The organism is Candidatus Leptofilum sp., assembly GCF_965223285.1.
Lineage (GTDB): Bacteria > Chloroflexota > Anaerolineae > Promineifilales > Promineifilaceae > Leptofilum.
The window spans coordinates 1,819,114-1,842,022 of record NZ_OZ244997.1; the positions used below are offsets into that span (position 1 = coordinate 1,819,114).

Sequence of the window (22,909 nt, forward strand, 5' to 3'; positions counted from 1 at the left end):
AACTTGAGGTAAGGCGTGTCGAAGCAAAATGGGGTGAGAACGGCCGTTTCCACCCCACCTATCACAGAAAAGAGATCGCACATCCTGATCGTCGATGACGAACCAGAGATTGCTGAGTCTTTGGCAGATTTTCTGATGAAGAAGGCCGACTTCATTGTTTCGGCCGTGCCGGATGGTCAGGAAGCGATTGATTTTCTGCAAGCCACTGTTGCCGACGACACGACAGAAATCGATCTCGTTTTGCTTGATATGCGAATGCCCAATCTTTCTGGATTAGATGTGCTTAATTGGATTCGCGACCATGAAACGCTCCGGTATACGCGCGTAGTGCTCCTCACGGCCGCTGCGGGCAGCAGCGAAAAAGTGGAAGCCCTCACCGCCGGGGCAGATGATTACATCACCAAACCGTATCGGCCCCAGGAGCTGTTGGCACGTGTCAACACCATTCTGCGCACCCAACAGCTAGAAAAGCAGCTCCAGCGGCAAAGCCAGCAGCTAGCTGCACTGAATCGTATTGGGCAAACGGTTGCCGCGACATTGGAAATTACGGAAGTTTTAGCAGCGGCGGTTGAAGGGGTGGACCAACTGCTTGGCGTTGAGTTGTCTGGAGCACTCATGGTTGAGAGTGGCACCCACCTTCGTTACCAGAATTTGCATGGCCAAAATGGCCCGCTGCCGGTAACGGCCGTTCCCACCATTCCCGTCGGCGAAGGCATATTTGGTACCGTTTTCCAGGAACAAACGGCTGTTATGCTCAACTACCCAAGGGCAGACGGCCGTTTCAATCCTGACGTTGACGCCCCGCCCAACTTTGATGTCAATACCCTCATTGCTGCCCCACTCGTCGTACGCGGCCGTCCTGTGGGGCTCATTAACGCTTTCAACAAGACAGACGGCCGTTTCAGTGAAGTTGATCTCGATCTGTTCGCCTCACTTGCCAGCTCAATCAGCGAAGCAATCGAAAACGCCTGGCTCTTCACTCGCATTCGGCAACGCCAGCAGGAAATGCTAGAAAGTCGCAACACGCTGCAAGCACTCATCGACGGCATTCCCCACCCAATCTACACCATCAATGATGATTGGCGTCTCATCGGCATCAACAAAAGCAAAGCCGACGAGCTAGACACCGTACCAGAACACCTCGTTAACAAAATTTGTTACCAAACATTCTTCAATCGCAGCCAACCTTGCGAGCATTGCCTGGCTGCCAAAACGCTTGCCCACAAACAAGCCGAACGCTGGACCATCAACTGGAAAGGAGATGATCACCTACCCCGCGAATGGGACGTCAACGCCTATCCAATCCCTAGCAAACAAGCCAGTTCTGCTCGCGCTGTCATCTTGTGGCAAGACAGAACCGAAGAGCGTCGGCTCGAAGGTTCCCTGTTGCAAGCAGGAAAACTTGCCGCCATCGGTCAGCTAGCCGCTGGCGTTGCCCACGAAATTAACAACCCACTCACTGCCATTAACGCCAATGCCGAAATGCTAAAAATGTTCATCCCCCCTGAAGATGAAAATTATGAAGCAGTTGACTTAATTGCGCGCGCTGGTGATCGCGCCACCAAAGTGGTGCGCGGCTTGCTAGACTTCGCCCGCCAGGAGCATTACAACCTCACTGAGGGAGACGTCAACCTCTCAATTCGGCAAACGTTGGACCTTGTTCGGTATCAGCTAACGACGGCTGATGCCGAAGTGATTCAAAACATGGCTGAGGACCTCCCACTTATTGTTGCCAGTTGGGAACACCTGAAAAGCGTGTGGCTCAATCTGCTCGTCAATGCCAGGGATGCTGTCCACCAATTGCCTCACCAGCGACAAATCTCCATCACAACCCGCGCAGATAGCGAGCACGACCATGTTCAAATCATCGTCCAAGACAACGGCAAAGGGATGTCGGAAGCAGAATTGGTTCATATTTTTGAGCCTTTTTACACGACAAAAGACCCTGGCAAAGGAACCGGCTTAGGTTTGGCGACAAGCCACCGCATTATTGAGCAGCATGGCGGTGAGATTAATGTCGTCAGTGCCCCAGACGAGGGTACAACCTTCATCATTCGGCTTCCTTTTAATGGAAATGGCAAATCAAACGCATGAATGAACAACCTTTAGATCAGATAACAATTAGCGATTTACTTCGTTTGGCGTTGCCGCTCAACACGGCCGTTATGGGTGGGGCAGAACAAGCCCGGCGCACAGTTGAGTGGGTGGTACTCCTAACCAGTTGGGACGCAATTGAAGAGCAAGTTCAGCTAAACGACTTGGTGATCGTGCCGCCAACGCTTCAAGCAAAAATCACTGATTTAGTGCTGAAACAAAAGCTGGCTCTGATGGCTGAAATTAATGTGGCCGGGCTGCTACTCTTTCAACCTATCTCCGACGAAATTAGTGAGCAAGCAAACAAGCTCAACACCCAGCTACTCATCGTGCCTGCCAGCAATTCTGTGCGGGAAGTCAATCGAGCTGTCGCAGGGCTACTGGTTGACCGGCAATCAGCAACCAGCGAGCGCGGGATGCAACTTTACCGCACCCTGTCAGAAATGTCCCGTGAGGACCAGGGGCTCGATGCCATGACGGAGCTTATTACCAAGCTCACTGGCAAAATAGTGGTGGTGCAAGACAAGCGGATGGAAATCCAGGCCATTGCCATTCCACAAAATAATGAGATCACGCTGGAACCCTTGCGCGAAATGCTCCAGCAGCGGGATGAACTGCCTCCGGTTTTGCGGAATCGCAAAGCGGCAGCCCATGCCCGCCAAAGCCATTGGCAACAATTTTTGCCTATCGAAAACGTCGGGCGTTTGGTAAGCCCCATCATTTCTGGCGACCGGGCGCGAGGGTACCTTTCCGTTATTGGCCCTGCCGACCAGCTAGATTTGCTAGACAAGCTGGCAGTAGAGCACGGTGCGGCTGCTTGCGCCCTGGAAATGGCAAAGGCAAAGGCAATCAGTGAAGCCAAAAAGGAACTACGTGGCAACTTTTTAGAGGGCTTGCTTGCGGGTACGATGCCCCGCAAGGAAATTGAACGGTTGGAGGGACGGCTAGACCATAATACCAGCCATCCTCATGCCGTACTGGCACTGAAATGGGCAGATCCACCAGCATTTTCGCTGCGCCGCCTGGAAACAACCGTGAATTGGGTATTAAATAATCACAGTCGCTCCGCTTTGGTTCATGTTTATGGGGATAAGCATGTGTGTGTCTTCCAGCAGCTTAAGCATACAGAAGATATGGAAACTGCTCATGAACTCGGCCGTCGCATTGAGGAGCAGGTAAAAACGGAATATCCTGGCGGTGTGTTGATAGCTGGCATGAGTGGACCAGCCCCAACATTATCTGAGTGGCCTGAGGTGTATGATGAAGCGTTGCAAGCTATGCAGCTAGCCGAGCGTTTGCAAATTAAGCAGGTTGTTCAATTTAGCAGCTTGGGTGTGTACCAATTGTTAGTACAACTGGAAGAATTTCCGGCTGTACGAACATTTACCGATCAGGTCATTGGCCCCTTGGTGGCATATGACGCGCAACACAACAGTAGCCTGGTTAAAACAATTGATGCTTACTTTGACCATCATGGCAACATCAGCCAAACGGCCGAATCGCTTTTCATTCACCGCAACACATTACTCTATCGACTGGAACGCATTCAAGACCTGACTGGGCACGATTTGAACCAGTCGAACATGCGCCTGGCTTTGCATTTGTCGTTGAAGCTATGGCAATTACGGCCGTAGATCAGTAAGCAATTCTGCCAAACTGTACACTTTTTACAAACAGCCACGTCAGAGATTTGTCAATAATAACCGTAGAGATGACACTAACTAACTGCTATACTCCTGGAGACTTGTGCTGAAATGCGCGGTTCAGTGGGAAATAGTGGGAATCAAGGCGGAGAATGTTTAGGCATCCTCCGCCTTGGTGTTTTTGTCGGTCTTTACTGTTGTCATTCAATCCCAATTCGATATAATCCCAATTAGTTGTACAAAGTGCACAAGAACTCCTCCATTTCTTTTGGCAGACTGTCATTGGCGGAACAAACAGCAGCTTGTACACTCGTAACATATTAACCTTTTGCACAAATAATATGATTACTTTCTTTCAGATCATTATTAGCCTTATCCTTCTTAGCCTCATCCTTATTATTGTCATTAATGAGGAGATATCGTTTGTTGGGTAAAGGTAGCGTGTAAAAGCACACCAGATTGAAGCAAAAGTCGCCCAGCAGGGCGACTTTTTTTTTACCATTTTTCAGTTTGAAGGTGAAGGAGAACAAATATGAGCGAGATAAAAACGGGTGGTCAAATCATTTGGGAGAGTCTCATGCACGAAGGTGTCGAAGTCGTGTTTGGCCTTCCTGGTGGAGCCATCCTCCCCACCTATGATGATCTGGCAAAGTATGAATATCCCATCCATCATGTGTTAGTTACCCATGAGCAAGGGGCCTCTCACATGGCCGATGGCTACGCCCGCGCCACCGGGCGCGTGGGCGTGTGCATTGCTACCTCTGGGCCAGGAGCCACCAATCTTATCACTGGATTAGCCACTGCCTATATGGATTCTACGCCTATCGTCGCCATCACCGGGCAAGTTCCCACTTCCCTGCTGGGGCGAGATGGTTTTCAGGAATCAGATGTGCAGGGCGTAAGCCTGCCAGTCACCAAGCACAACTACCTCATCACCGACATCAAAGATTTGCCAGATGCCATCAAAGAAGCGTTTTATATTGCCCGCACAGGCCGCCCCGGGCCGGTACTCATTGATGTGTGCAAGGATGTGCAACAGGCTTCGATGCCCTTCAAATATCCTGAAACGGTGAATTTGCCTGGCTACAATCCCAACATGAATGCGCCAGACCCCACGGCCGTTTCCCGCGCCGCCCAACTCATCAATGAAGCCAAAAAACCCGTCATTGTCTCCGGGCAAGGCATCTCTATTGCCCGCGCCGAAGCAGAGCTGCGCCAACTGGCTGAAAAAGCCAATATCCCCGTGGCAACCAGCCTGTTGGGAATTGGCACCTTTCCAGCAACCCATTCCCTGGCCATTTCCTGGGGTGGAATGCACGGCGAAGCGTACTGCAACTACGCCTTGCAGGAGTGTGATGTGCTCTTCGCTATTGGTGCCCGCTTGGACGATCGCTTGACTGGTGCCTTCGACACTTTTGCCCCCAAGGCAAAAATTATCCATGTTGATCTAGACCCGGCAGAGATGGGTAAAAACATCACCATCGACACGCCCGTTATTGGGGATGCTCTGCTCACGTTGCGCGCCTTGCTGCCGCAGGTAGAGCCAAACGAACATCCTGCTTGGCTAGAGCAAATTGCTGAGTGGAAAGCCGACACTGGCGACCGAGACATTTTGGCCCAGGAAACAGATGAACTCATTGCTCCTTACGTCATTCGCTCCCTGTGGCACGCCACCAATGAAGGGGACGCTACAGTTGTGACCGATGTGGGACAGCATCAAATGTGGGAAGCCCAATATTATCATCACACCAAGCGGCGCAGCCTGCTCACCTCTGGGGGATTGGGCACGATGGGCTACGCCCTGCCGGCAGCCATTGGGGCGCAAATGGGCTTACCCGATGAGGAAATATGGGTTGTGGCTGGCGATGGTGGTTTCCAAATGACGATGGTCGAGCTTTCGACAATTGTCCAGGAAAAGCTGCCCATCAAAATCGCCATCATCAACAATGGCTATCTGGGCATGGTGCGCCAGTGGCAAGATGTGTTCTACAACAAGCGGCACGCTGGCACCCCCCTGTTTAACCCGGATTTCGTAAAAATTGCCGAAGCGTATGGCATTCCGGCGCGTGCCGTCACTAGCAAAGATGAGGCCCCTGACGCCATTAAAGAAGCGCAATCTTATGATGGCCCCTACTTGCTGGACTTCCAGGTAGAAGAGTTCACCAATGTGTACCCAATGGTGACCCCGGGTAAAAGTAATGCCGATATGATTCGTCGCCCGGCAACGGCCGTTTCTGGCAGTGATCAGTAATGTCTACTTAAGAAGTTCAACTTCTCGGAGAAGTTGAACTTCTAAGACTAAGAATAAGAAGAGCAAGGAAAACAAGATGATAGAAAATGGGATGAAACGACACACAATTAACGCCTGGATGGAAGATAAGCCAGGCGTCTTGAACCGGGTGGCTGGCCTGTTCCGTCGCCGCAACTTTAATATTGAAAGTTTGGCTGTTGGCCACAGCGAAACCCCAGGCATTAGCCGCATGACCTTTGTCGCTTACGGCACAGATCGGGATATGCGCCAAATCCAGACGCAGCTAGACAAGCTCATCAACGTGACCCAAATCGAAGATGTCACCCACATGCCGGCCGTCAAGCGTGAGTTGGCCCTGATCAAAGTGAAGGCCGACAACAAAACCCGCGCCGAAGTGATGCAGCTTGTGGATATTTACCGCGCCAGCATTGTAGATGTAGATATGGAATCGCTCATCATCCAAATTGTGGGCAAGGAGGATCAGGTGGATTCGCTCATCCGCCTGCTGGACGGCTTCGGCATTGAGGAGATGGTTCGCACTGGTCGCATCGCCATGGTGCGCGGCCAGCACGATAGGGAAACTCGCGGCACGCATACGGCCGTTCCCACCCAAAATGGACATCATTAAAAAACAGAGATTAGAGACTAGAAACTGGAGATCATGCTTTTTAGTCTCCAATCTCTAATCTCCAGTCTCCAACTTAAGGAGAAGAAATCTTGGCAAACATTTATTACGACAAAGACGCAGACCTTACGCTGCTTGATGGCAAAAAGATTGCCGTGCTTGGCTATGGTAGCCAGGGACACGCCCATTCGCTTAATTTGCAGGATTCAGGCGCAAACGTGCGCGTTGGCCTCTACCCCGGCAGCAAATCGTGGGCCAAAGCGGAAGCAGATGGCCTCACTGTAAAAGAGACCAGGGAAGCGTGCGCCGAAGCCGATGTAATTATGGTTTTGGTGCCGGACACCAAGCAAGCGGCCGTTTACAAAGAATCCATCGCGCCCAACCTAACCGCAGGCAAAACCTTGATGTTTGGGCATGGCTTTAACATTCGCTTTGGCCAAATTGTGCCCCCCAATGATGTAGACGTAAGCATGGTAGCCCCCAAATCCCCCGGCCACCGCGTGCGTGAGGTCTATGTGGAGGGTGTGGGCACCCCGGCCCTGATGGCGGTTGAACAAGACGCCAGTGGCAATGCCAAAGCCTTTGCTCTGGCTTACGCGAGAGCACTTGGCTGCACGCGCGCTGGCGTGCTGGAAACCACCTTTGCCGAAGAAACGGAAACCGATCTTTTTGGCGAGCAAGCCGTCCTTTGTGGAGGCGTAGCTGCCCTGGTTGAAGCTGGTTTCAACACGCTGGTCGAAGCAGGCTATCAGCCAGAGATTGCCTATTTTGAATGCCTACATGAGCTTAAACTGATCGTTGATCTGTTTTACCAAGGCGGCTTGAGCTACATGCGCTACAGCGTCAGCGATACGGCCGAACATGGTGACTACACGGGCGGCCCCAAAATCATCACCGACGAGACGCGCCAGGCGATGAAGCAAATGCTGCAAGATATTCGCAGCGGCTCTTATGCCGAAGAGTGGATCGATGAAAATGTAAACGGCCGTCCCTGGTTTAACCAGCGTCGTGCAGAAGCCCGCACCAGCAAAATTGAACAGGTGGGCAAAGAGCTACGGCAGATGATGCCGTGGTTGAATGCGGTAGAAATTGAGTAATCAGTAAACGGGAGAGAAAAATGAGCGAAGAGGATGTCGATATTCAGGAAACAGTGGTCATTTTTGATACAACCTTGCGGGATGGCGAACAATCGCCTGGGGCAACGCTTAATGTAGATGAGAAGTTAGAAATCGCCCGGCAACTTTCTCGCCTCGGCGTTGACATCTGCGAAGCTGGCTTCCCCATCGCCTCACCTGGCGATTTTGATGCCGTACGCCGCATCGCTGAAGAGATTGGCCCGCTTACCGAGGGGCGCAAAAGTGGCCAGCCAATGGTGATTGCCGGGTTAGCCCGCGCCAACAACAAAGATATTCAGCGAGCCTACGACGCCGTGAAAGTTGCCCCGCGCCACCGCATCCACACCTTCCTAGCAACCAGCGACATCCACCTGGAACACAAGCTCAAAATAGACCGCGAGGAGTGTGTTGAGCAAGTAATTAAATCGGTCACTTTTGCCCGCAGCTTGTGTGATGATGTGGAATTTTCACCAGAAGATGCCGGTCGCTCTGACCCCGATTTCCTAGTGCAGGTGTTAGGCGAGGCGATTAAGGCAGGTGCCACTACGCTGAACATTCCTGATACGGTCGGTTATACAGCCCCAGAGGAATACGGCCGTCTCATCACCTATCTCATCGAAAACACACCTGGAGCGGACAAAGTTATTTGGTCTACCCATTGCCACAACGATTTGGGCTTGGCCACGGCCAACACCCTGGCAGGCGTTCAGGCCGGAGCGCGCCAGGTGGAAGTGACCATCAATGGCATTGGCGAACGGGCTGGCAACACCTCTTTGGAAGAGTTTGCCATGGCCATTCACACCCGCCCCAATTTTTTCAACTTCACCACCAATATCGACACCACCCACATCACCCGCACCAGTCGGATGGTGAGTGCCTACACCGGCATGGTGGTGCAGCCGAACAAGGCCATCGTTGGTGCCAACGCCTTTGCCCATGAAGCCGGGATTCATCAGGATGGGATGTTGAAAAACCAGCTCACTTACGAAATTATGCGGCCAGAGACGGTGGGCCTGCACGCCTCCACACTGGTTCTTGGCAAACATTCTGGCCGCCACGCCTTTCGCGTTCGCTTGGAAGATTTGGGGTATGGCGATCTGGAAAAAGATGAATTGGAGCAGGCTTTCCAGCGTTTCAAGCGATTGGCAGACAAGAAAAAGGTGGTCACAGATGCCGACATCGAGGCCATTATTGCCGATGAAATTTACCAGCCGCCAGAAATTTGGAAACTAAACCATATTCAGGTGTCGTGTGGCGATCACAGCATCCCCACCGTGTCGGTTAGCCTGACCGGGCCGGATGACACAACTTACATGGACGCAGCCCTCGGCACCGGGCCAGTGGATGCAGCCTACCAGGCAATCAATCGGATTATTGGTGAAGCACCAAAATTGACGGAGTTCTCTATCAATGCCGTAACGGAAGGGCTGGATGCCCAGGCAGAAGCGACAATTCGCATTCAGCCAGACAATGGCGACAGCAACTATGGGCTAAATCCGCAAACCAGCCAGCATTACGCCCGCACCTTTAGCGGCCACGGCGCCAGCACCGACATTGTGGTTGCCAGTGCCCGGGCCTACCTGAGCGCGCTAAACAAGATGCTGGCGGCGAGTACGGAGACAGCGAGTATGGTGAAGCAAGCAGCAGTTGCTAGAGATTAATTTGTTGTAGCTGCGGATTCTTTCCGCGTATTTTTCGCGCTAAGAAAGCGCGGCTACACAAAATTGTCATTCTGAATGAAGCGCAGCGAAATGAAGAATCCCTCTAAACTCCACTGGTTGAGATTCCGCTCTCAGACTATACATTCACTTTGCGACGGTTTTAGGGATGCTTCACTGCGTTCAGCATGACAAATAAAAATTATGAGTAAAAGGAATTTATGAGCAACAAACCCAGAACCATCATTGACAAAATTTGGGACAACCATGTGGTGATTGACGAGCCGGGCAGTCCGGCCGTGCTGTACATTGATTTGCACTTGATCCATGAAGTAACCTCGCCGCAGGCGTTTTCTGGGCTGCGCGAACGGGGGTTGGGGGTGAAACGGCCGTCTCAAACCATCGCCACCATGGATCACAGCATTCCTACCACACCCATTGGCATTCCCATTCAGGACGCCATCGCCGCCAAGCAAATTGCCACCTTGGAAGCCAACTGCCGTGAATTTGGCATTCAGCTTTTTGGCATGGACAGTCCCAACCGGGGCATTGTGCATGTGATTGGGCCAGAGCTTGGCCTAACCCAGCCGGGCATGACAATTGTCTGCGGCGACAGCCACACCGCCACGCACGGCGCGTTTGGCGCACTGGCTTTTGGCATCGGCACCAGCGAGGTGGAGCATGTGTTGGCGACCCAATGCCTGCTGCAAACCAAGCCAAAGACGTATGCTGTGAATGTAAACGGCCGTCTCCCCCAAGGTTGCGCCTCCAAAGACATTATCTTAGCTCTTTTGGCTAAGATCGGCGTTGGTGGCGGTACAGGGCACGTCTTTGAATATCGTGGTGAAGCGATTCGCGGCCTGACGATGGAGCAGCGCATGACCATCTGCAACATGAGCATTGAGGGCGGCGCGCGAGCCGGGCTGGTTGCCCCAGATGATACGACGTTTGAATACATCGCGGGCAAAAAACATGCGCCAAAAGGTACCGCCTGGGATGAGGCAGTCGCCCGCTGGCGGCAACTACCCTCAGACGAAGGCGCAGTTTACGACAAAGAAATCGACATCAACGCCAGTGCGCTAGAGCCAATGATCACTTATGGCACCAATCCGGGGCTGGGGATGAAAATCACCGAGATGATTCCCGATCCAATGGGCATCGGCACTATCAGCGAGCGGCAGACGGTGGAGAAAGCGCTGGCCTACATGGATTTGCAGGCGGGCAAGCCGCTGCTAGGGCATCCTGTCGATGTGGTGTTCATTGGCAGCTGCACCAATTCCCGCATTTCTGACCTGCGCCAGGCGGCTGAGATTTTTAACGGCCGTTCCGTCGCCGAAAACGTGCGCGTGATGGTCGTACCGGGGTCGCAGGATGTGAAAAAGCAGGCCGAAGCCGAGGGGCTGGACCGCATCTTTAAGGACGCAGGCGCAGAGTGGCGCGAAGCGGGCTGCTCGATGTGCATTGCCATGAACGGCGATCAGCTAGAGCCAGGCCAATACGCCGTCAGCACCAGCAACCGCAACTTTGAAGGCCGCCAGGGCAAGGGCGGACGCACCTTTTTGGCCAGTCCACTGACTGCGGCGGCTACGGCCGTTACGGGCAAGGTGACGGACGTGCGGACACTTTCGTAATCGGATTACCGATTACCGACCAAAGGAGGCAAACGTGGAAAACCCAATCTACCAAATCCAGGTACGCTACGCCGTGGAGTGCGTGAAGCAGCTTTTGCCGCAGGTAGACACAGCAACGTCGTTGGTGTTGGTGGGCGATCTTTCCCAGTGCCGCTTGTCAAGGCTAGATGGCGTGGTGCGAGAACCGATTGCGGTGGAAAACCCCGTATTTAGTGCTAGCTACGGCCGTCTCGCCATTCCGCTGAACGGACTGAACAAATATGAGCTCAAAAATAATTTACTGCATCGGTTGGGCATTCGCAGTCTCATCAATGATGTTCAGCTGGAACGGTACGGCCGTTTGCTTTTCCATGCTCCCAATAAATTTCAGGAGGACGCCGCTCTCAGCAACTGGTTCCAGCCACACTTTGTGCAGGAACTGGTCAACGAGGGCATCATCACCGTGACTCAATCCGGCATCCGTGCCGCGACAACCGTGGCGAAACGGCCGTTCCGCTTTCAATTTACCTATCAATAATTGCTGGTAAGGGCGACTCGCGAGTCGCCCTTACACAAACAACTTGCGAGAGTTTTGTATGCAACCATTCACAACCCTTACCAGCCACATGGTGGCCATTCCCACAGAAAATATTGACACCGACCAAATCATTCCGGCGCAATTTTTGAAGACGATTAGTAAAAAAGGGCTGGGTAAAAATCTGTTCCACCATTGGCGTTATTTAGAGGATGGCTCGCCCCGGGCCGACTTTCCACTGAATCAACCAACTGCCCAAGGTGCGCAAATTTTGCTGGCAGGCGATAATTTTGGCTGCGGCTCCAGCCGGGAACATGCCCCCTGGTCGCTGATGGATTTTGGCTTTACGGCCGTTATCTCCACCAGTTTCGCCGATATTTTCCGCAACAATTCACTCAAAAACGGCCTCCTGCCCATCATCGTAGATGCCGATACCCATGAACAGTTGCTCAGCCTAGTGGCTGAAGACCCTAGCACCCAGGTGAGCGTTGATCTTGCCAGCCAATTAGTTACTTTGCCGGACGGCCGTTCCGTCCAGTTCCCAATCGACAGCTTTAGCAAAACCTGCCTGCTCGAAGGGCTAGACCAACTTGGCTACTTACTTAAGCAGGCCGATGCCGTGGCAGCTTACGAAGCAGCGCATCCTGCCCGCGTGAATACCAGCGGCTAACGCCGCAGAGATTGGAGATTGGAGACTGGAGATTTTTCAATCTCTAATCTCTAATCTCCAATCTCCTCCACAGGAGAAAATAGCATGACCAAAATCTTCCTTTACGACACCACCCTCCGCGATGGCACACAGCGTGAGGGGATTTCCCTTTCTGTTGACGACAAGCTCAAAATCACCCAAAAGCTAGATGAATTCGGTATTGATTATGTAGAAGGCGGCTGGCCAGGATCAAACCCCAAAGATGTGGAATATTTCCAGCGCGTGGCCTCGCTTGATTTGAAACACACCAAAGTTGCCGCTTTTGGCAGCACCCGGCGCAAAGGCATTCGCCCAGAGGAGGATGCGAATCTGAAGCTGCTTATCGAGGCCAATACGCCGGCCGTTACCCTGGTGGGTAAAAGCTGGGATTTACACGCCCGCGATGTGCTGGAAGTGAGCCTGGAAGAAAATCTGGCCATGATTGGCGATAGCGTGGCGTATTGCAAATCGCAGAATAGAGAAGTGATTTTCGATGCCGAGCATTTCTTCGATGGCTACAAGGCCAACCCGGAGTATGCCATCGCCACGGTAAAAGCTGCTGCTGTGAATGGGGCAGACAGCGTGGTGCTGTGCGACACCAATGGCGGCTCTCTGCCCTGGGAAATTGAAGAGATTTTTGGGGAAGTACAAACGGCCGTTGGCAACCAGACCCAAATCGGCATCCACACCCATGATGATGGGGAATGTGGGGTGGCGAATGCGCTGGCCGGGGTTCGCGCTGGAGCCATGCAAGTGCAAGGCACTATCAACGGCTACGGCGAGCGTGTTGCCAACGCCAACCTGTGCAGCCTCATCCCCGATTTGCAGCTAAAAATGGGCTTCGATTGCGTCCCGCCCGAAAAGCTGGCTACCCTCACCGAACTCTCCCGCTACGTCGCCGAAGTGGCCAATCTGGATTTAGATGACCATCAACCGTTTGTCGGTGCCAGTGCCTTTGCCCACAAAGGCGGCATCCACGTCGCCGCCATGCTCAAGAACCCACTCAGCTACCAGCACATCGAGCCAGAACTGGTTGGCAACCAGCAGCGCAGCGTTGTTTCAGAGCTGTCTGGCCGAGGGAATTTAGTAGACAAAGCCCACCAATTTGGCCTCAACACAGAAAGTTTGGATCTACGCAAAGCGTTAGAGCAAATTAAAGTTCTGGAATCGCAGGGTTTTACCTTTGAAGGGGCAGAAGCGTCAGTCGAGTTGATGCTGCGCCGCACCCATCCTGCCTATGTCCCGCCCTTTGAGGTGATCGACTATTCCGTTAGCGTCCACCAGCGGCGCGGGCGCGGCCTGAATGCCGAAGCCATCGTTAAGGTGCGGGTTGGCCCCAAACGAATGCACACCGTCGCCGAGGGCAATGGCCCAGTGAATGCGCTGGACGCCGCCTTGCGCAAAGCCCTGGTTGATGTTTATCCGCAGCTAGGCAGTATCAAGCTGGTTGATTATAAGGTGCGCATTTTGGATGGTGAAAACGCTACGGCCGCAACCACCCGCGTTCTTATCGATACCCGCCAGGGCAACAAAAGCTGGAGCACCGTTGGGGCAAGCGCCAACATCATTGAAGCTAGTTGGCAAGCATTGGCGGATAGTATGGAGTATGCGCTTTTGGGTAATTGAGTAATTGGGTTATTTTATAGCCGTGGATTCTTTCCGCGTAAAAGAGCGCAGAAAGAATCTGCGGCTACGATGAAAGATTATGATCATTGTTGGGAAGCTGACTGCCTTAATTCGGGAAACAAGTAGGCTGCGAGCAAGCCTGCCCCTAATCCCACGGACAGGATAATAACTGTGTTTTTATCCACAAAATCGGCAGCATACAGTAGCAAAAGGCCCAAAACCACAACGACAACCATGACAACAGATTTATGCAACGGCAACTTATACATGGCAATGCCCAAAACCATGAGGATAACTGTCGTCAGAATTGGGGTTAACAAATGCCAACTCATATAACCCGCAGACATCGCGGGCACAGCCAACATCACATAAAAGGCTACCAAAGCCACCGCCCAGGCCAATTTTTGCTTCATCCCAGCCAGCCACACAAACCCAACAACAAGCGGAATTGCCAAAGCATCCAAATAGTTACCACGCAGCCAAACAAAACCAGCATAGCCGACCAAACCCATTACGATGAAAGCAAATGGCGGCACCCATTTTGGACCCTGAAAACTGTGATTTTTATCGTTTTGTCTTTGCATATCCTCTCTTAAAGCTCGACTTTTTTTTCAAGAAGATATTTGCCGAATAAGCAAAAAACACCAACCCCCAAAAGAGCAAGACCAGAGCTGACAGAAAGCAGATCCAAAATAATTGAGAGCAATACGATCAAACCCAATACACCTACAATAGCGATAGCTCTAGTCCAAGCATATAAGAATATACCATATGCAGCTACTGATACAATTAATGAGGAAAGAAAACCTGTTAAAGTGCTTAGCCTCATAAGTCCCCTATCAATAAGTAACAGCGAGGCTATGACATAAAAAATAAGTATGCCTAAAGCTATATAATATCGATGTTGAAGAAGACCAACAAAAACAAGAACAAAAGATATTGGTATAATTAACGCATCAAAATAGGTTCCACGAGTAGTTGCATACAAAAAATATCCAGCAAGCATTAAAAAAGTATACAACAAGAAGATGCCTCTATTTTTAGAGATTTTGTGATCAAATAGCTTATTATCTTGGTTGCTCATCGTTTCCTTTTTAGGTTGTAATTATGTCAAATAAACTATTACCTTCCAGGATAACTACAATAGTATAGATTTGATAGGAGTCAATCTCTTCACAATAGAATCAATTGAGCGAAAAATACACTCAATTTAACAATCATGTGTTCCTGGGTTCACATCACAACAATCACTCGCAAGAATACATTGCGCTATCGCATTTGAACATGCGGCAACTTGAATAAAACAACAGCCAACAGTCGCTACACAACAAGCAGTAAGAATAGCACACTGGATTGATGCTGAAACGCATTGATCCATTATTCGTGAACACGGACCATGATCTAAGAGTGGGGAAATATTGTCCAAAGGTGAAAGGCCTCTATTCGTTCTTTCAAACCAATGTGATGAAATTAGTTGATGTTCTCTATCATCATGAGAAATCACCTGTCCGGCTTCAACGTAAAACAAGGCCTCATCTTGAACAATCAATAGTGGGGCTTGCCATTGGCTAGACCTAGAGTGACTGTCTTTGAGGAAACATAACAAGGCTCCTCGATTATCCTCATTAGTACAACCAACAATTAAATGATCTGTGTGAAATGTATGCATTCTCTGATTTTCGTCTCTTCCCGTGGTTTTCGTACGGTAAGCAAAATAAAGACCTGGAATCTCTTGAAAACCTTCCGTATCTAATTGATTTCGCAAAATCTGAACATTTGTGTCATCAAAAGCTATTTGTTTTAATATATCAGTATTTCTACGAGGTAAAGTCCACATATCATATTCAAGACGGTCACTGGCTAGAACTTCTTTAGCTTCCGGCACAAATTTTAAGACCGTAGCCAATCCCATCGCACTCGCTGACTGAAAAATACCTTTTAAGAAACCACGTCTTGACACATCTTTTTTTGTCATTTTACTTCCTCCCATATTAAATTCTAACCAACGAATCTCTTCTTACGGTTTTTAGGCTTGTGAGGTTGGCTTTGTAGATTGATGGAGTATCCTCACAGAAAGTAAAGCATGAGCCCAAACCACTACTGGAACCATAACATTTATTGAAAAATGAGTTTGCCAATCGACTTGCATTGCCACGCCATTATCAATTGACCATAGCCCTCCTTTTGTCCAATAAATGGGCATCAACAATCCTATAAGAATTAGATTACGGTAAATTAACCGCCACTGCACGGGGGTTACGGAACGAAAGCAGCCGCAATCATTATCCTTACCGCGCAGCAGGCTAATGGCAATGCCACTAGAAAAACTAAGGAGAAGCATCGCGCCTGCAATAACTGAAGATTGACTCCAAAGCCCAAGGATCAACAGACCACCAACTACAACTTCTAACCAGGGCAAAAATGAAGCTAACAAAGATGCTACAAATTTGGGTACAAGCTCATACCCCATGATGGCACTTAGAAATTGGCTGGAACCACCTTTTACCTTAACAACACCAGCAACTAAAAAGATCGTTCCAACTACCAGCCTCAAAACAAAAACGACACTAAAAAGTATGCTCATAAACAATCCTGTTTTTGTGGAAATCTCTTGAAATTTAGACACTTGAAGGGTAAAACCGCCGATATTTTAACAGATCAATGCCACAAAACTGTGTCCGGACAACGACAATTTTGTGGCGCAACTGCGCCAATCTTTGGCGTGGTTACGCCAGCCCCATTTTGGTGGCTTGAACGGCCGCACCCGCCCGCGAACTTACACCCAACTTTTCATAGATATCTTCCAGATAACGACTAACCGTTCGCTCAGAGAGATACAATGCTGCTGCAATTTCAGCGTTACTCTTTTCAATGCAAACTAACTGCATAATCTTTATGTCTTGTTCGGTTAAATGTTTGACAGCAAGCTCCGGCTTTGACAAAATTTTAGTTTGTACTGCCTCTTGTAAAAGCTGCTGACTAAACCATTTTTCTCCTACAGCGACTGCACGAATCGCCTGAATATATCGTCGGGTCTCGTCAGTTTTCAAAATACAACCAGCAACAACTTGCATTATTGTTTGGCGCAAGTAAATGTCTGAGGAATGAGGCAGCATAGCTATGATTTTGCTATCGTGATTTTGTTGTTTCCAAGCAGAAATTGATTCTAAAAATGAGTTATCAGCCGAAGCTGTTACTAAAAGGACATCAGGTGATTGGTTTACAACTTGAAAACAATTTTCTTTAAGAATGACAGATGAACCGAGCCATTGAATATCGTCAGCCGTCTGCAAAACCGTTTGTAAACCGACGCAAAAAAGTGGCTGGCTATCTACCACAAACACTTTAATTTTAGATGCCATCCTCAACCTCCCCTTATGCTTAAGTTTGGCAAAATCTCTTTTTGGTTAAAATTGTTTCTTTTGTGGAATGTTCTGGCTTCGTTGTGTGAACCTTGCCATTCTATACCCCCCCCCCCATCTTTTGTCAACAAATTTGGTTGGTTTCTCATTCAACCGTTACCGTTTTTGCCCAGTCTGTTTGTTAAAAAACGAAGTTAAAACAATTACCCAATTACCCAATTACCCACTACAATACGCACATGACAAACCCGAATCACTCCCCCGCAAAAACCAGTCTGCATGAGCAAATTGAGCAGATCAGTGCGCTGCTAAACAGCCTGCGTCCACGCCTGGTGGAAGCAGAAGCAGAACTGTCTGAGCGGCTAGCGGCGATTAGTGCCTTTGAGTTTAAGCTGCGCTCGCGCATTGCCAAGCTGACAGATAAGTTGGATAAGCTCGATGCCGAAATTCAGGAGTTAAGGCGCAAAATGCGCTGGCTGGGCGAAGGCTGGCAAACCGACCCAGAAAATGAAGCGGCAGCCTGGGCCGCTGGTGAACGGGCAGCCGAATCGGGTGACTATCGGTACCGGGAAATGCCTGAGGCACCGCGCCAAAACTTAGCGGAGGAAGAGAAGGCGTCACTTAAGCAACTATATCGCCAATTGGCACGCCGTTTTCACCCTGACATGGCGGTGGACAAAGAAGATCGTAAGTATCGCACCCAGATGATGATGGCGATCAATGCCGCCTACGCAGCAGGCGATTTAGAGAAGCTGGAGCAGCTACTGCTGGAACCAGACGCACCGCACACAATTGTGATCAATTCTGAACAGGAGCAGCTAGATTTGCTAACACGGGAATTAACGCGGGTGCAAAATCGGCTGCAAGAGATTAAAGATGAACTGGCACAGCTAGACAAGCATAAAAGCACGTTTATGATGCAGCGGCAGGAAGAGGTAGCGCGAGCGGGTCGTGATTGGTTTGCTGAGGTGGCGGCGCAGCTACGCAAGGATATTGACAAACGGCAAATTGAGCGAGACGTGCTAGAGCAGCAGTTGGCTAATATGAATGATGATTTTGCGGAAACGGCCGTATCTTCCGAAGATTTCGCCGACATTGTGCTGGATGCCACTCTGGATGATTCCTTCGATCCTCAAATCTCCGCTGAGTTCGACCGCTACATTGACCGCCGCCGCAGTAAAAACTATTTTGAACAAGATTACGAAGACGATTACGACCTTGACTAGAGACCAGTAATCAGTAAGTCGGTATTCAGTGAACAGTCAACTGATTGCTGACCTACTGATCACTGATTACTGAAAATATGCACCCATCCACCCAAAAAGTTGCCAATGCTGCCCTGGAATTAGGGCTAGATGTCGAAATTAAGGAATTTGCTCAAACGACCCGCACGGCGCAGGAAGCGGCCGACACAATTGGCTGTACGCTAGGGCAAATTGTGAAGAGCCTTTGCTTTGCCGTGAATGGCGAGCCGATTATGGCGTTGGTCTCCGGCGTGAATCAGCTAGATGAGCGCAAGTTGGCGTCACTGCGCGGCGTGAGGCGCAAAAAGGTGAAACGCGCCACCGCCGACGCGGTGAAAGCGGCAACTGGGTTTAGCATTGGCGGGGTACCGCCATTTGGTCACATCACGCCGATGACCATCTTCATTGATGAGGATTTGCTCCAGTTTGAGACAGTTTGGGCAGCAGCGGGAACGCCATTTACGGTGTTTGCCATCGGACCGGAGGATTTGGTGAGCGGGTGTGGGGGAACGGCCGTAAATCTGAAAAAATAAGTGCAAATCCATCAAACTTATTAGACATCCAACCTCCCGCAGGTTTGAGTACCGGCGACAAACTCAAAATCACCTGCGGGAAGTTTAATTATAAACCAAAGAAGGAAGGAAAATGGAAGCAAAAATTACTCTGTTGCCCGGCGATGGAATTGGTCCAGAGGTTGTAGCCGAAGCAGAAAAAGTGCTGGCCGCGATTGCCAGCAAATTTGGCCACACTTTTGCCACCCAATCTGCTCTGGCTGGTGGCATTGCCATCGACAAAACGGGCAATCCGCTACCTGAAGAAACGCTGGGGATGTGCCTAGAAGGCAACGCGGTGCTACTGGGCGCGGTGGGCGGCCCCAAATGGAGTGACCCCACGGCTAAAGTGCGACCAGAGCAAGGTTTGCTCAAGCTGCGCAAATCGTTGGGAGCCTTTGCCAACATCCGCCCCGTGCGCGTCTTCCCCGCGCTGGCAGAAGCCAGTCCACTCAAGGCAGATCGCGTAGAAAACGTAGACATCGTGTTTGTGCGGGAGCTGACGGGCGGCATCTATTTTGGCACGCCACAGGGAAGAGAAACAGTAGCAAACGGCCGTTCCGGGCATGACACCATGCGCTACAACGAGATGGAAATTAAGCGCGTTTTACGCGTGGCATTCACCCTGGCGCAGCAGCGCAAAGCAGCGGGCGGTCAAGGCAAAGTCACCTCAGTAGACAAGGCCAACGTGCTGGCATCGTCTCGCGTTTGGCGGGAAGTAGCGCACGAGGTGGCGGCCGAATATCCCGACATTGGATATGAAGACGTGCTGGTGGACGCGATGGCGATGTACCTCATCAACCGGCCCGGCGATTTTGACGTGGTGGTGACGGGCAATATGTTTGGCGATATTTTGTCGGATGAAGCCTCGATGATCACCGGCTCATTAGGGATGCTGCCGTCGGCGTCGCTGGGGGAAGCTGGCTCGGTGGGGCTGTACGAACCGATTCATGGCTCTGCGCCGGATATTGCCGGGCAAGGCATTGCCAATCCGCTGGCAACAATTTTAAGCACGGCGATGATGCTGCGTTCCAGTTTGGGGCTGGAAGCGGAGGCGGGGGTGGTGGAAACGGCCGTATCTCAAGTCCTGGCTGCTGGTCATCGCACGGCCGACATTGCCAAGCCGGGTGAAACCAAAGTTGGAACGCAAGAGATGGGCGATTTGGTGGTGGCGAATTTGTAGTCTTAACGCAGAGGCGCGAAGACGCAGAGAGTTTTTTCTTTGCCACTTTGCGCCTTTGCGTCAAAATTTTCAGTTTAAGGTTGGAGAAGCTCATGGCAAAAACCACGTTTAATCCCGAAACGTTGTTCAACAGCTTGCAGTATGGTTTTTCGCAAATTGTGGTAGCGGAGGGGCAGCGCACGGTGTATTTTTCCGGGCAGGTGGCCTGGGATGAAAATGAAAATATTGTGGGCGAAAATGATTTGCGGGCGCAGGTATGGCAAAGTTTAAGGAATGTGGAAACGGCCGTTACCAGCGCAGGTGCCACGCTCAATGACATCGTCGCCTTACGCATCTACATTTTGCACGACTGGATGGACAAAACCGCACCAGTCAGTGAAGGGCTCAAGCAATTTTTCCCAGAGAATCCACCCACTGCCACCTGGATTGGGGTGCAGTCATTGGCTCGTCCTGAATTTTTGATTGAGATTGAGGGAACGGCCGTAATTAGCTGAGCAAATAAAATGAATAATCAAACTGCTAAAAAAGGTTCGAAAATCGCCCTTCGACTTGGAGCGATTTTTTACTTGTTCATCAACTTCCCTGTTTTAATAATGCTCATCTTTTTTTTGGCGAATGGAGCAAAATTAGATTCATGGCCCGATATCGTTTGGCTTCTCATTTACTGGTTGATTGGTTCATCCATATTCATTGTGATGGCTGTTTTTTTAGTAGGAATCGGCCTGAATTATTTTTTCAAATACAGAGAGAATATCTACAAAAATTATAAAAAGAAATAATTTAATTTTTGCATTTTTTGATGAACTCTACGCAATGTGCAACTTTTACATCCCATCCAGAGGAGGGAGCATTCTCAAATGCGACCGTTGGCATCTGAGGATGCCAACTCCTCTCTGGAAAAAAGAAAGTTGCACATTAGGTGAACTCTATATCTCCTCAGTGCAGATCTGTGTAACAAAAAGGAAGCAAAATGACCCAACTAAATAAATACAGTTCAAGAATTACCCAGCCAAAGTCACAAGGGGCGTCGCAGGCGATGTTGTATGCTACCGGTTTGCAGCCCGCCGATATGGACAAGGCGCAGGTGGGCATTGCCAGCGTCTGGTACGAGGGAAACTCCTGCAATATGCACCTGCTGGATTTGGCCGCCAAGGTAAAAGAAGGCGTCACCGAGGCCGATTTGGTCGGGATGCGCTTCAACACCATCGGCGTCAGCGACGGCATCAGCATGGGCACCGACGGCATGAGCTTTTCGCTACAATCCCGCGACCTCATTACCGACTCCATCGAAACGATTATGGGGGCACAGTGGTACGATGGCCTAGTGGCTCTGCCCGGCTGCGACAAAAATATGCCGGGCTGCATCATGGCGATGGGGCGGCTCAATCGACCCGCCATCATGGTGTACGGCGGCACGATTCAGGCGGGCTGCACAGCCAAACACGACAAGCTCGACATTGTTTCCGCCTTCCAGAGCTATGGTGAATATCTGGCAGGCAGCATTAGCGATGAAGAACGGGAAGAAATTGTGCGCCACGCCTGCCCTGGAGCAGGCGCCTGCGGCGGCATGTACACCGCCAACACCATGGCCTCGGCCATCGAAGCGCTGGGCATGAGCCTGCCCTACTCCGCCTCTCACCCGGCCATCTCCGAAGAGAAGGCCAACGAATGTGTGGAGGCTGGTCGCGCCATTCGCACCCTGCTGGAAAAGGATATTAAGCCGCGCGACATCATGACCCGCGCCGCCTTTGAAAACGCGATGGTCATCACGATGGCGCTGGGCGGCTCGACCAACGCCGTGCTGCACCTCATCGCCATGGCCCGTTCGGTAGATGTAGATTTGACAATTGACGACTTCCAAGCCGTGAGCGACCGGGTGCCGTTTTTGGCCGATTTGAAGCCAAGCGGCCGTTTCGTGATGGAAGATTTGCACCAGGTGGGCGGCACGCCTGCCGTCATGAAATATCTATACGAAAACGGCTTCATTCACGGGGATTGCTTGACGGTGACAGGCAAGACGGTTGCTGAAAATTTGGCGGAGTTGCCGGGGCTGGATGAGGGACAGGAGGTGATACGGCCGTTAACCAATCCCATCAAAGAAAGCGGCCACATCCAAATATTGCGCGGCAACTTGGCTCCTGAAGGTGCTGTCGCCAAAATTACGGGCAAAGAGGGGCTGGTTTTTAGCGGAACGGCCAACGTTTTTGATTCAGAAGAACAGATGCTGGCGGCGTTGGAAGAGGGCAAAATCAAAAAGGCAGACGTGATTATCATTCGCTACGAGGGGCCAAAGGGTGGCCCTGGGATGCCAGAAATGCTCACGCCGACGAGCGCGATTATGGGGGCGGGTTTGGGCAAAGATGTGGCGTTGATGACAGACGGCCGTTTCTCTGGCGGTAGTCACGGCTTCATTGTGGGACACATCACCCCAGAAGCGCAGGAAGGCGGCCCCATTGCTTTTGTACAAAATGGCGACAAAATCACGATTGATGCCGTCAACCGGGTGATCAACATGGACGTGAGTGAGGAGGAAATTGCCAAGCGGCGTGCCGCCTGGACCGCCCCACCCTACAAAGCCACACGCGGCACGCTGTATAAATATATCAAGAATGTAAAATCCGCCTCAGAGGGTTGCGTGACGGATGAGTAAGTAAGAAGAAACGGCCGTTCCTACCAAAATTGGAAACGGCCGTTTTCCCCCGCAAAACTGGAAAGCGGTAAATA

At 50.9% G+C, this 22,909-nt stretch carries 21 protein-coding genes; 16 read left to right on the top strand and 5 right to left on the bottom strand.

Going from position 1 to position 22,909, the window contains the following annotated elements:
• The first annotated feature begins 15 nt into the window (after positions 1-15).
• The 10 genes from ACOQPU_RS08415 to cimA all read left to right on the top strand — a co-directional run bounded on the left by ACOQPU_RS08415 (position 16) and on the right by cimA (position 13,845).
• Positions 16-2,094, top strand: a complete 2,079-nt coding sequence (locus ACOQPU_RS08415; protein WP_420644680.1) for a response regulator — start codon at positions 16-18, stop codon at positions 2,092-2,094.
• Positions 2,091-3,728, top strand: coding sequence for a helix-turn-helix domain-containing protein (locus ACOQPU_RS08420; protein WP_420644681.1), 1,638 nt, complete (start codon positions 2,091-2,093; stop codon positions 3,726-3,728). Before ACOQPU_RS08415 ends, ACOQPU_RS08420 begins: the two co-directional genes overlap by 4 nt.
• A 541-nt stretch (positions 3,729-4,269) precedes the next feature.
• Complete coding sequence (gene ilvB, locus ACOQPU_RS08425) at positions 4,270-5,988, top strand: biosynthetic-type acetolactate synthase large subunit (RefSeq protein ID WP_420644682.1); 1,719 nt, start codon at positions 4,270-4,272, stop codon at positions 5,986-5,988.
• Between the two features lie 91 nt (positions 5,989-6,079).
• A complete protein-coding gene (ilvN, locus tag ACOQPU_RS08430) occupies positions 6,080-6,616 on the top strand; it encodes an acetolactate synthase small subunit (protein WP_420644683.1) in 537 nt (178 codons plus the stop codon).
• An 89-nt stretch (positions 6,617-6,705) separates the two neighbouring features.
• Positions 6,706-7,710, top strand: a complete 1,005-nt coding sequence (gene ilvC, locus ACOQPU_RS08435; protein WP_420644684.1) for a ketol-acid reductoisomerase — start codon at positions 6,706-6,708, stop codon at positions 7,708-7,710.
• Between the two features lie 20 nt (positions 7,711-7,730).
• A complete protein-coding gene (locus ACOQPU_RS08440; RefSeq protein ID WP_420644685.1) occupies positions 7,731-9,389 on the top strand; it encodes a 2-isopropylmalate synthase in 1,659 nt (552 codons plus the stop codon).
• 218 nt (positions 9,390-9,607) lie between these two features.
• Complete coding sequence (leuC, locus tag ACOQPU_RS08445) at positions 9,608-11,017, top strand: 3-isopropylmalate dehydratase large subunit (protein WP_420644686.1); 1,410 nt, start codon at positions 9,608-9,610, stop codon at positions 11,015-11,017.
• A gap of 34 nt (positions 11,018-11,051) precedes the next feature.
• Entirely contained in the window at positions 11,052-11,534 is a 483-nt protein-coding gene (locus ACOQPU_RS08450) for a hypothetical protein (protein WP_420644687.1), read from the top strand.
• A 58-nt stretch (positions 11,535-11,592) separates the two neighbouring features.
• Complete coding sequence (leuD, locus tag ACOQPU_RS08455) at positions 11,593-12,201, top strand: 3-isopropylmalate dehydratase small subunit (RefSeq protein ID WP_420644688.1); 609 nt, start codon at positions 11,593-11,595, stop codon at positions 12,199-12,201.
• Between the two features lie 84 nt (positions 12,202-12,285).
• Positions 12,286-13,845, top strand: coding sequence for a citramalate synthase (gene cimA / locus ACOQPU_RS08460; protein ID WP_420644689.1), 1,560 nt, complete (start codon positions 12,286-12,288; stop codon positions 13,843-13,845).
• 83 nt (positions 13,846-13,928) lie between these two features.
• Here the strand turns inward: cimA and ACOQPU_RS08465 are convergent, their stop codons facing one another.
• From ACOQPU_RS08465 to ACOQPU_RS08485, 5 genes are all read right to left on the bottom strand, one after another.
• Positions 13,929-14,429: a hypothetical protein gene (locus ACOQPU_RS08465; RefSeq protein WP_420644690.1), complete on the bottom strand. Its 501-nt coding sequence runs from the start codon at positions 14,427-14,429 to the stop codon at positions 13,929-13,931.
• Between the two features lie 8 nt (positions 14,430-14,437).
• Complete coding sequence (locus ACOQPU_RS08470; RefSeq protein WP_420644691.1) at positions 14,438-14,929, bottom strand: hypothetical protein; 492 nt, start codon at positions 14,927-14,929, stop codon at positions 14,438-14,440.
• 126 nt (positions 14,930-15,055) lie between these two features.
• Positions 15,056-15,820 (bottom strand): hypothetical protein, encoded by a 765-nt coding sequence (locus ACOQPU_RS08475; protein WP_420644692.1) that lies wholly within the window; start codon positions 15,818-15,820, stop codon positions 15,056-15,058.
• A gap of 51 nt (positions 15,821-15,871) precedes the next feature.
• Positions 15,872-16,471 carry a MauE/DoxX family redox-associated membrane protein gene (locus ACOQPU_RS08480; protein WP_420644693.1) on the bottom strand — a complete coding sequence of 200 codons (600 nt, stop codon included), beginning with the start codon at positions 16,469-16,471 and terminating at the stop codon, positions 15,872-15,874.
• Positions 16,472-16,571: 100 nt separating this feature from the next.
• Entirely contained in the window at positions 16,572-17,207 is a 636-nt protein-coding gene (locus ACOQPU_RS08485; RefSeq protein ID WP_420644694.1) for a response regulator transcription factor, read from the bottom strand.
• Positions 17,208-17,446: 239 nt separating this feature from the next.
• Between ACOQPU_RS08485 and ACOQPU_RS08490 the strand changes: the two genes are divergently transcribed.
• The 6 genes from ACOQPU_RS08490 to ilvD all read left to right on the top strand — a co-directional run bounded on the left by ACOQPU_RS08490 (position 17,447) and on the right by ilvD (position 22,835).
• Positions 17,447-18,433: a hypothetical protein gene (locus tag ACOQPU_RS08490; protein ID WP_420644695.1), complete on the top strand. Its 987-nt coding sequence runs from the start codon at positions 17,447-17,449 to the stop codon at positions 18,431-18,433.
• Positions 18,434-18,510: 77 nt separating this feature from the next.
• Positions 18,511-18,984 (top strand): YbaK/EbsC family protein, encoded by a 474-nt coding sequence (locus ACOQPU_RS08495; protein WP_420644696.1) that lies wholly within the window; start codon positions 18,511-18,513, stop codon positions 18,982-18,984.
• A 112-nt stretch (positions 18,985-19,096) separates the two neighbouring features.
• Entirely contained in the window at positions 19,097-20,185 is a 1,089-nt protein-coding gene (leuB, locus tag ACOQPU_RS08500) for a 3-isopropylmalate dehydrogenase (RefSeq protein ID WP_420644697.1), read from the top strand.
• A gap of 92 nt (positions 20,186-20,277) precedes the next feature.
• Positions 20,278-20,679 (top strand): RidA family protein, encoded by a 402-nt coding sequence (locus ACOQPU_RS08505; RefSeq protein WP_420644698.1) that lies wholly within the window; start codon positions 20,278-20,280, stop codon positions 20,677-20,679.
• A gap of 9 nt (positions 20,680-20,688) precedes the next feature.
• Positions 20,689-20,964, top strand: a complete 276-nt coding sequence (locus ACOQPU_RS08510) for a hypothetical protein (RefSeq protein WP_420644699.1) — start codon at positions 20,689-20,691, stop codon at positions 20,962-20,964.
• A 191-nt stretch (positions 20,965-21,155) separates the two neighbouring features.
• The gene (ilvD, locus tag ACOQPU_RS08515; RefSeq protein WP_420644700.1) at positions 21,156-22,835 is read left to right on the top strand and encodes a dihydroxy-acid dehydratase; all 1,680 of its coding nucleotides are present in this window, start codon (positions 21,156-21,158) and stop codon (positions 22,833-22,835) included.
• The last annotated feature ends 74 nt before the right edge of the window (positions 22,836-22,909 follow it).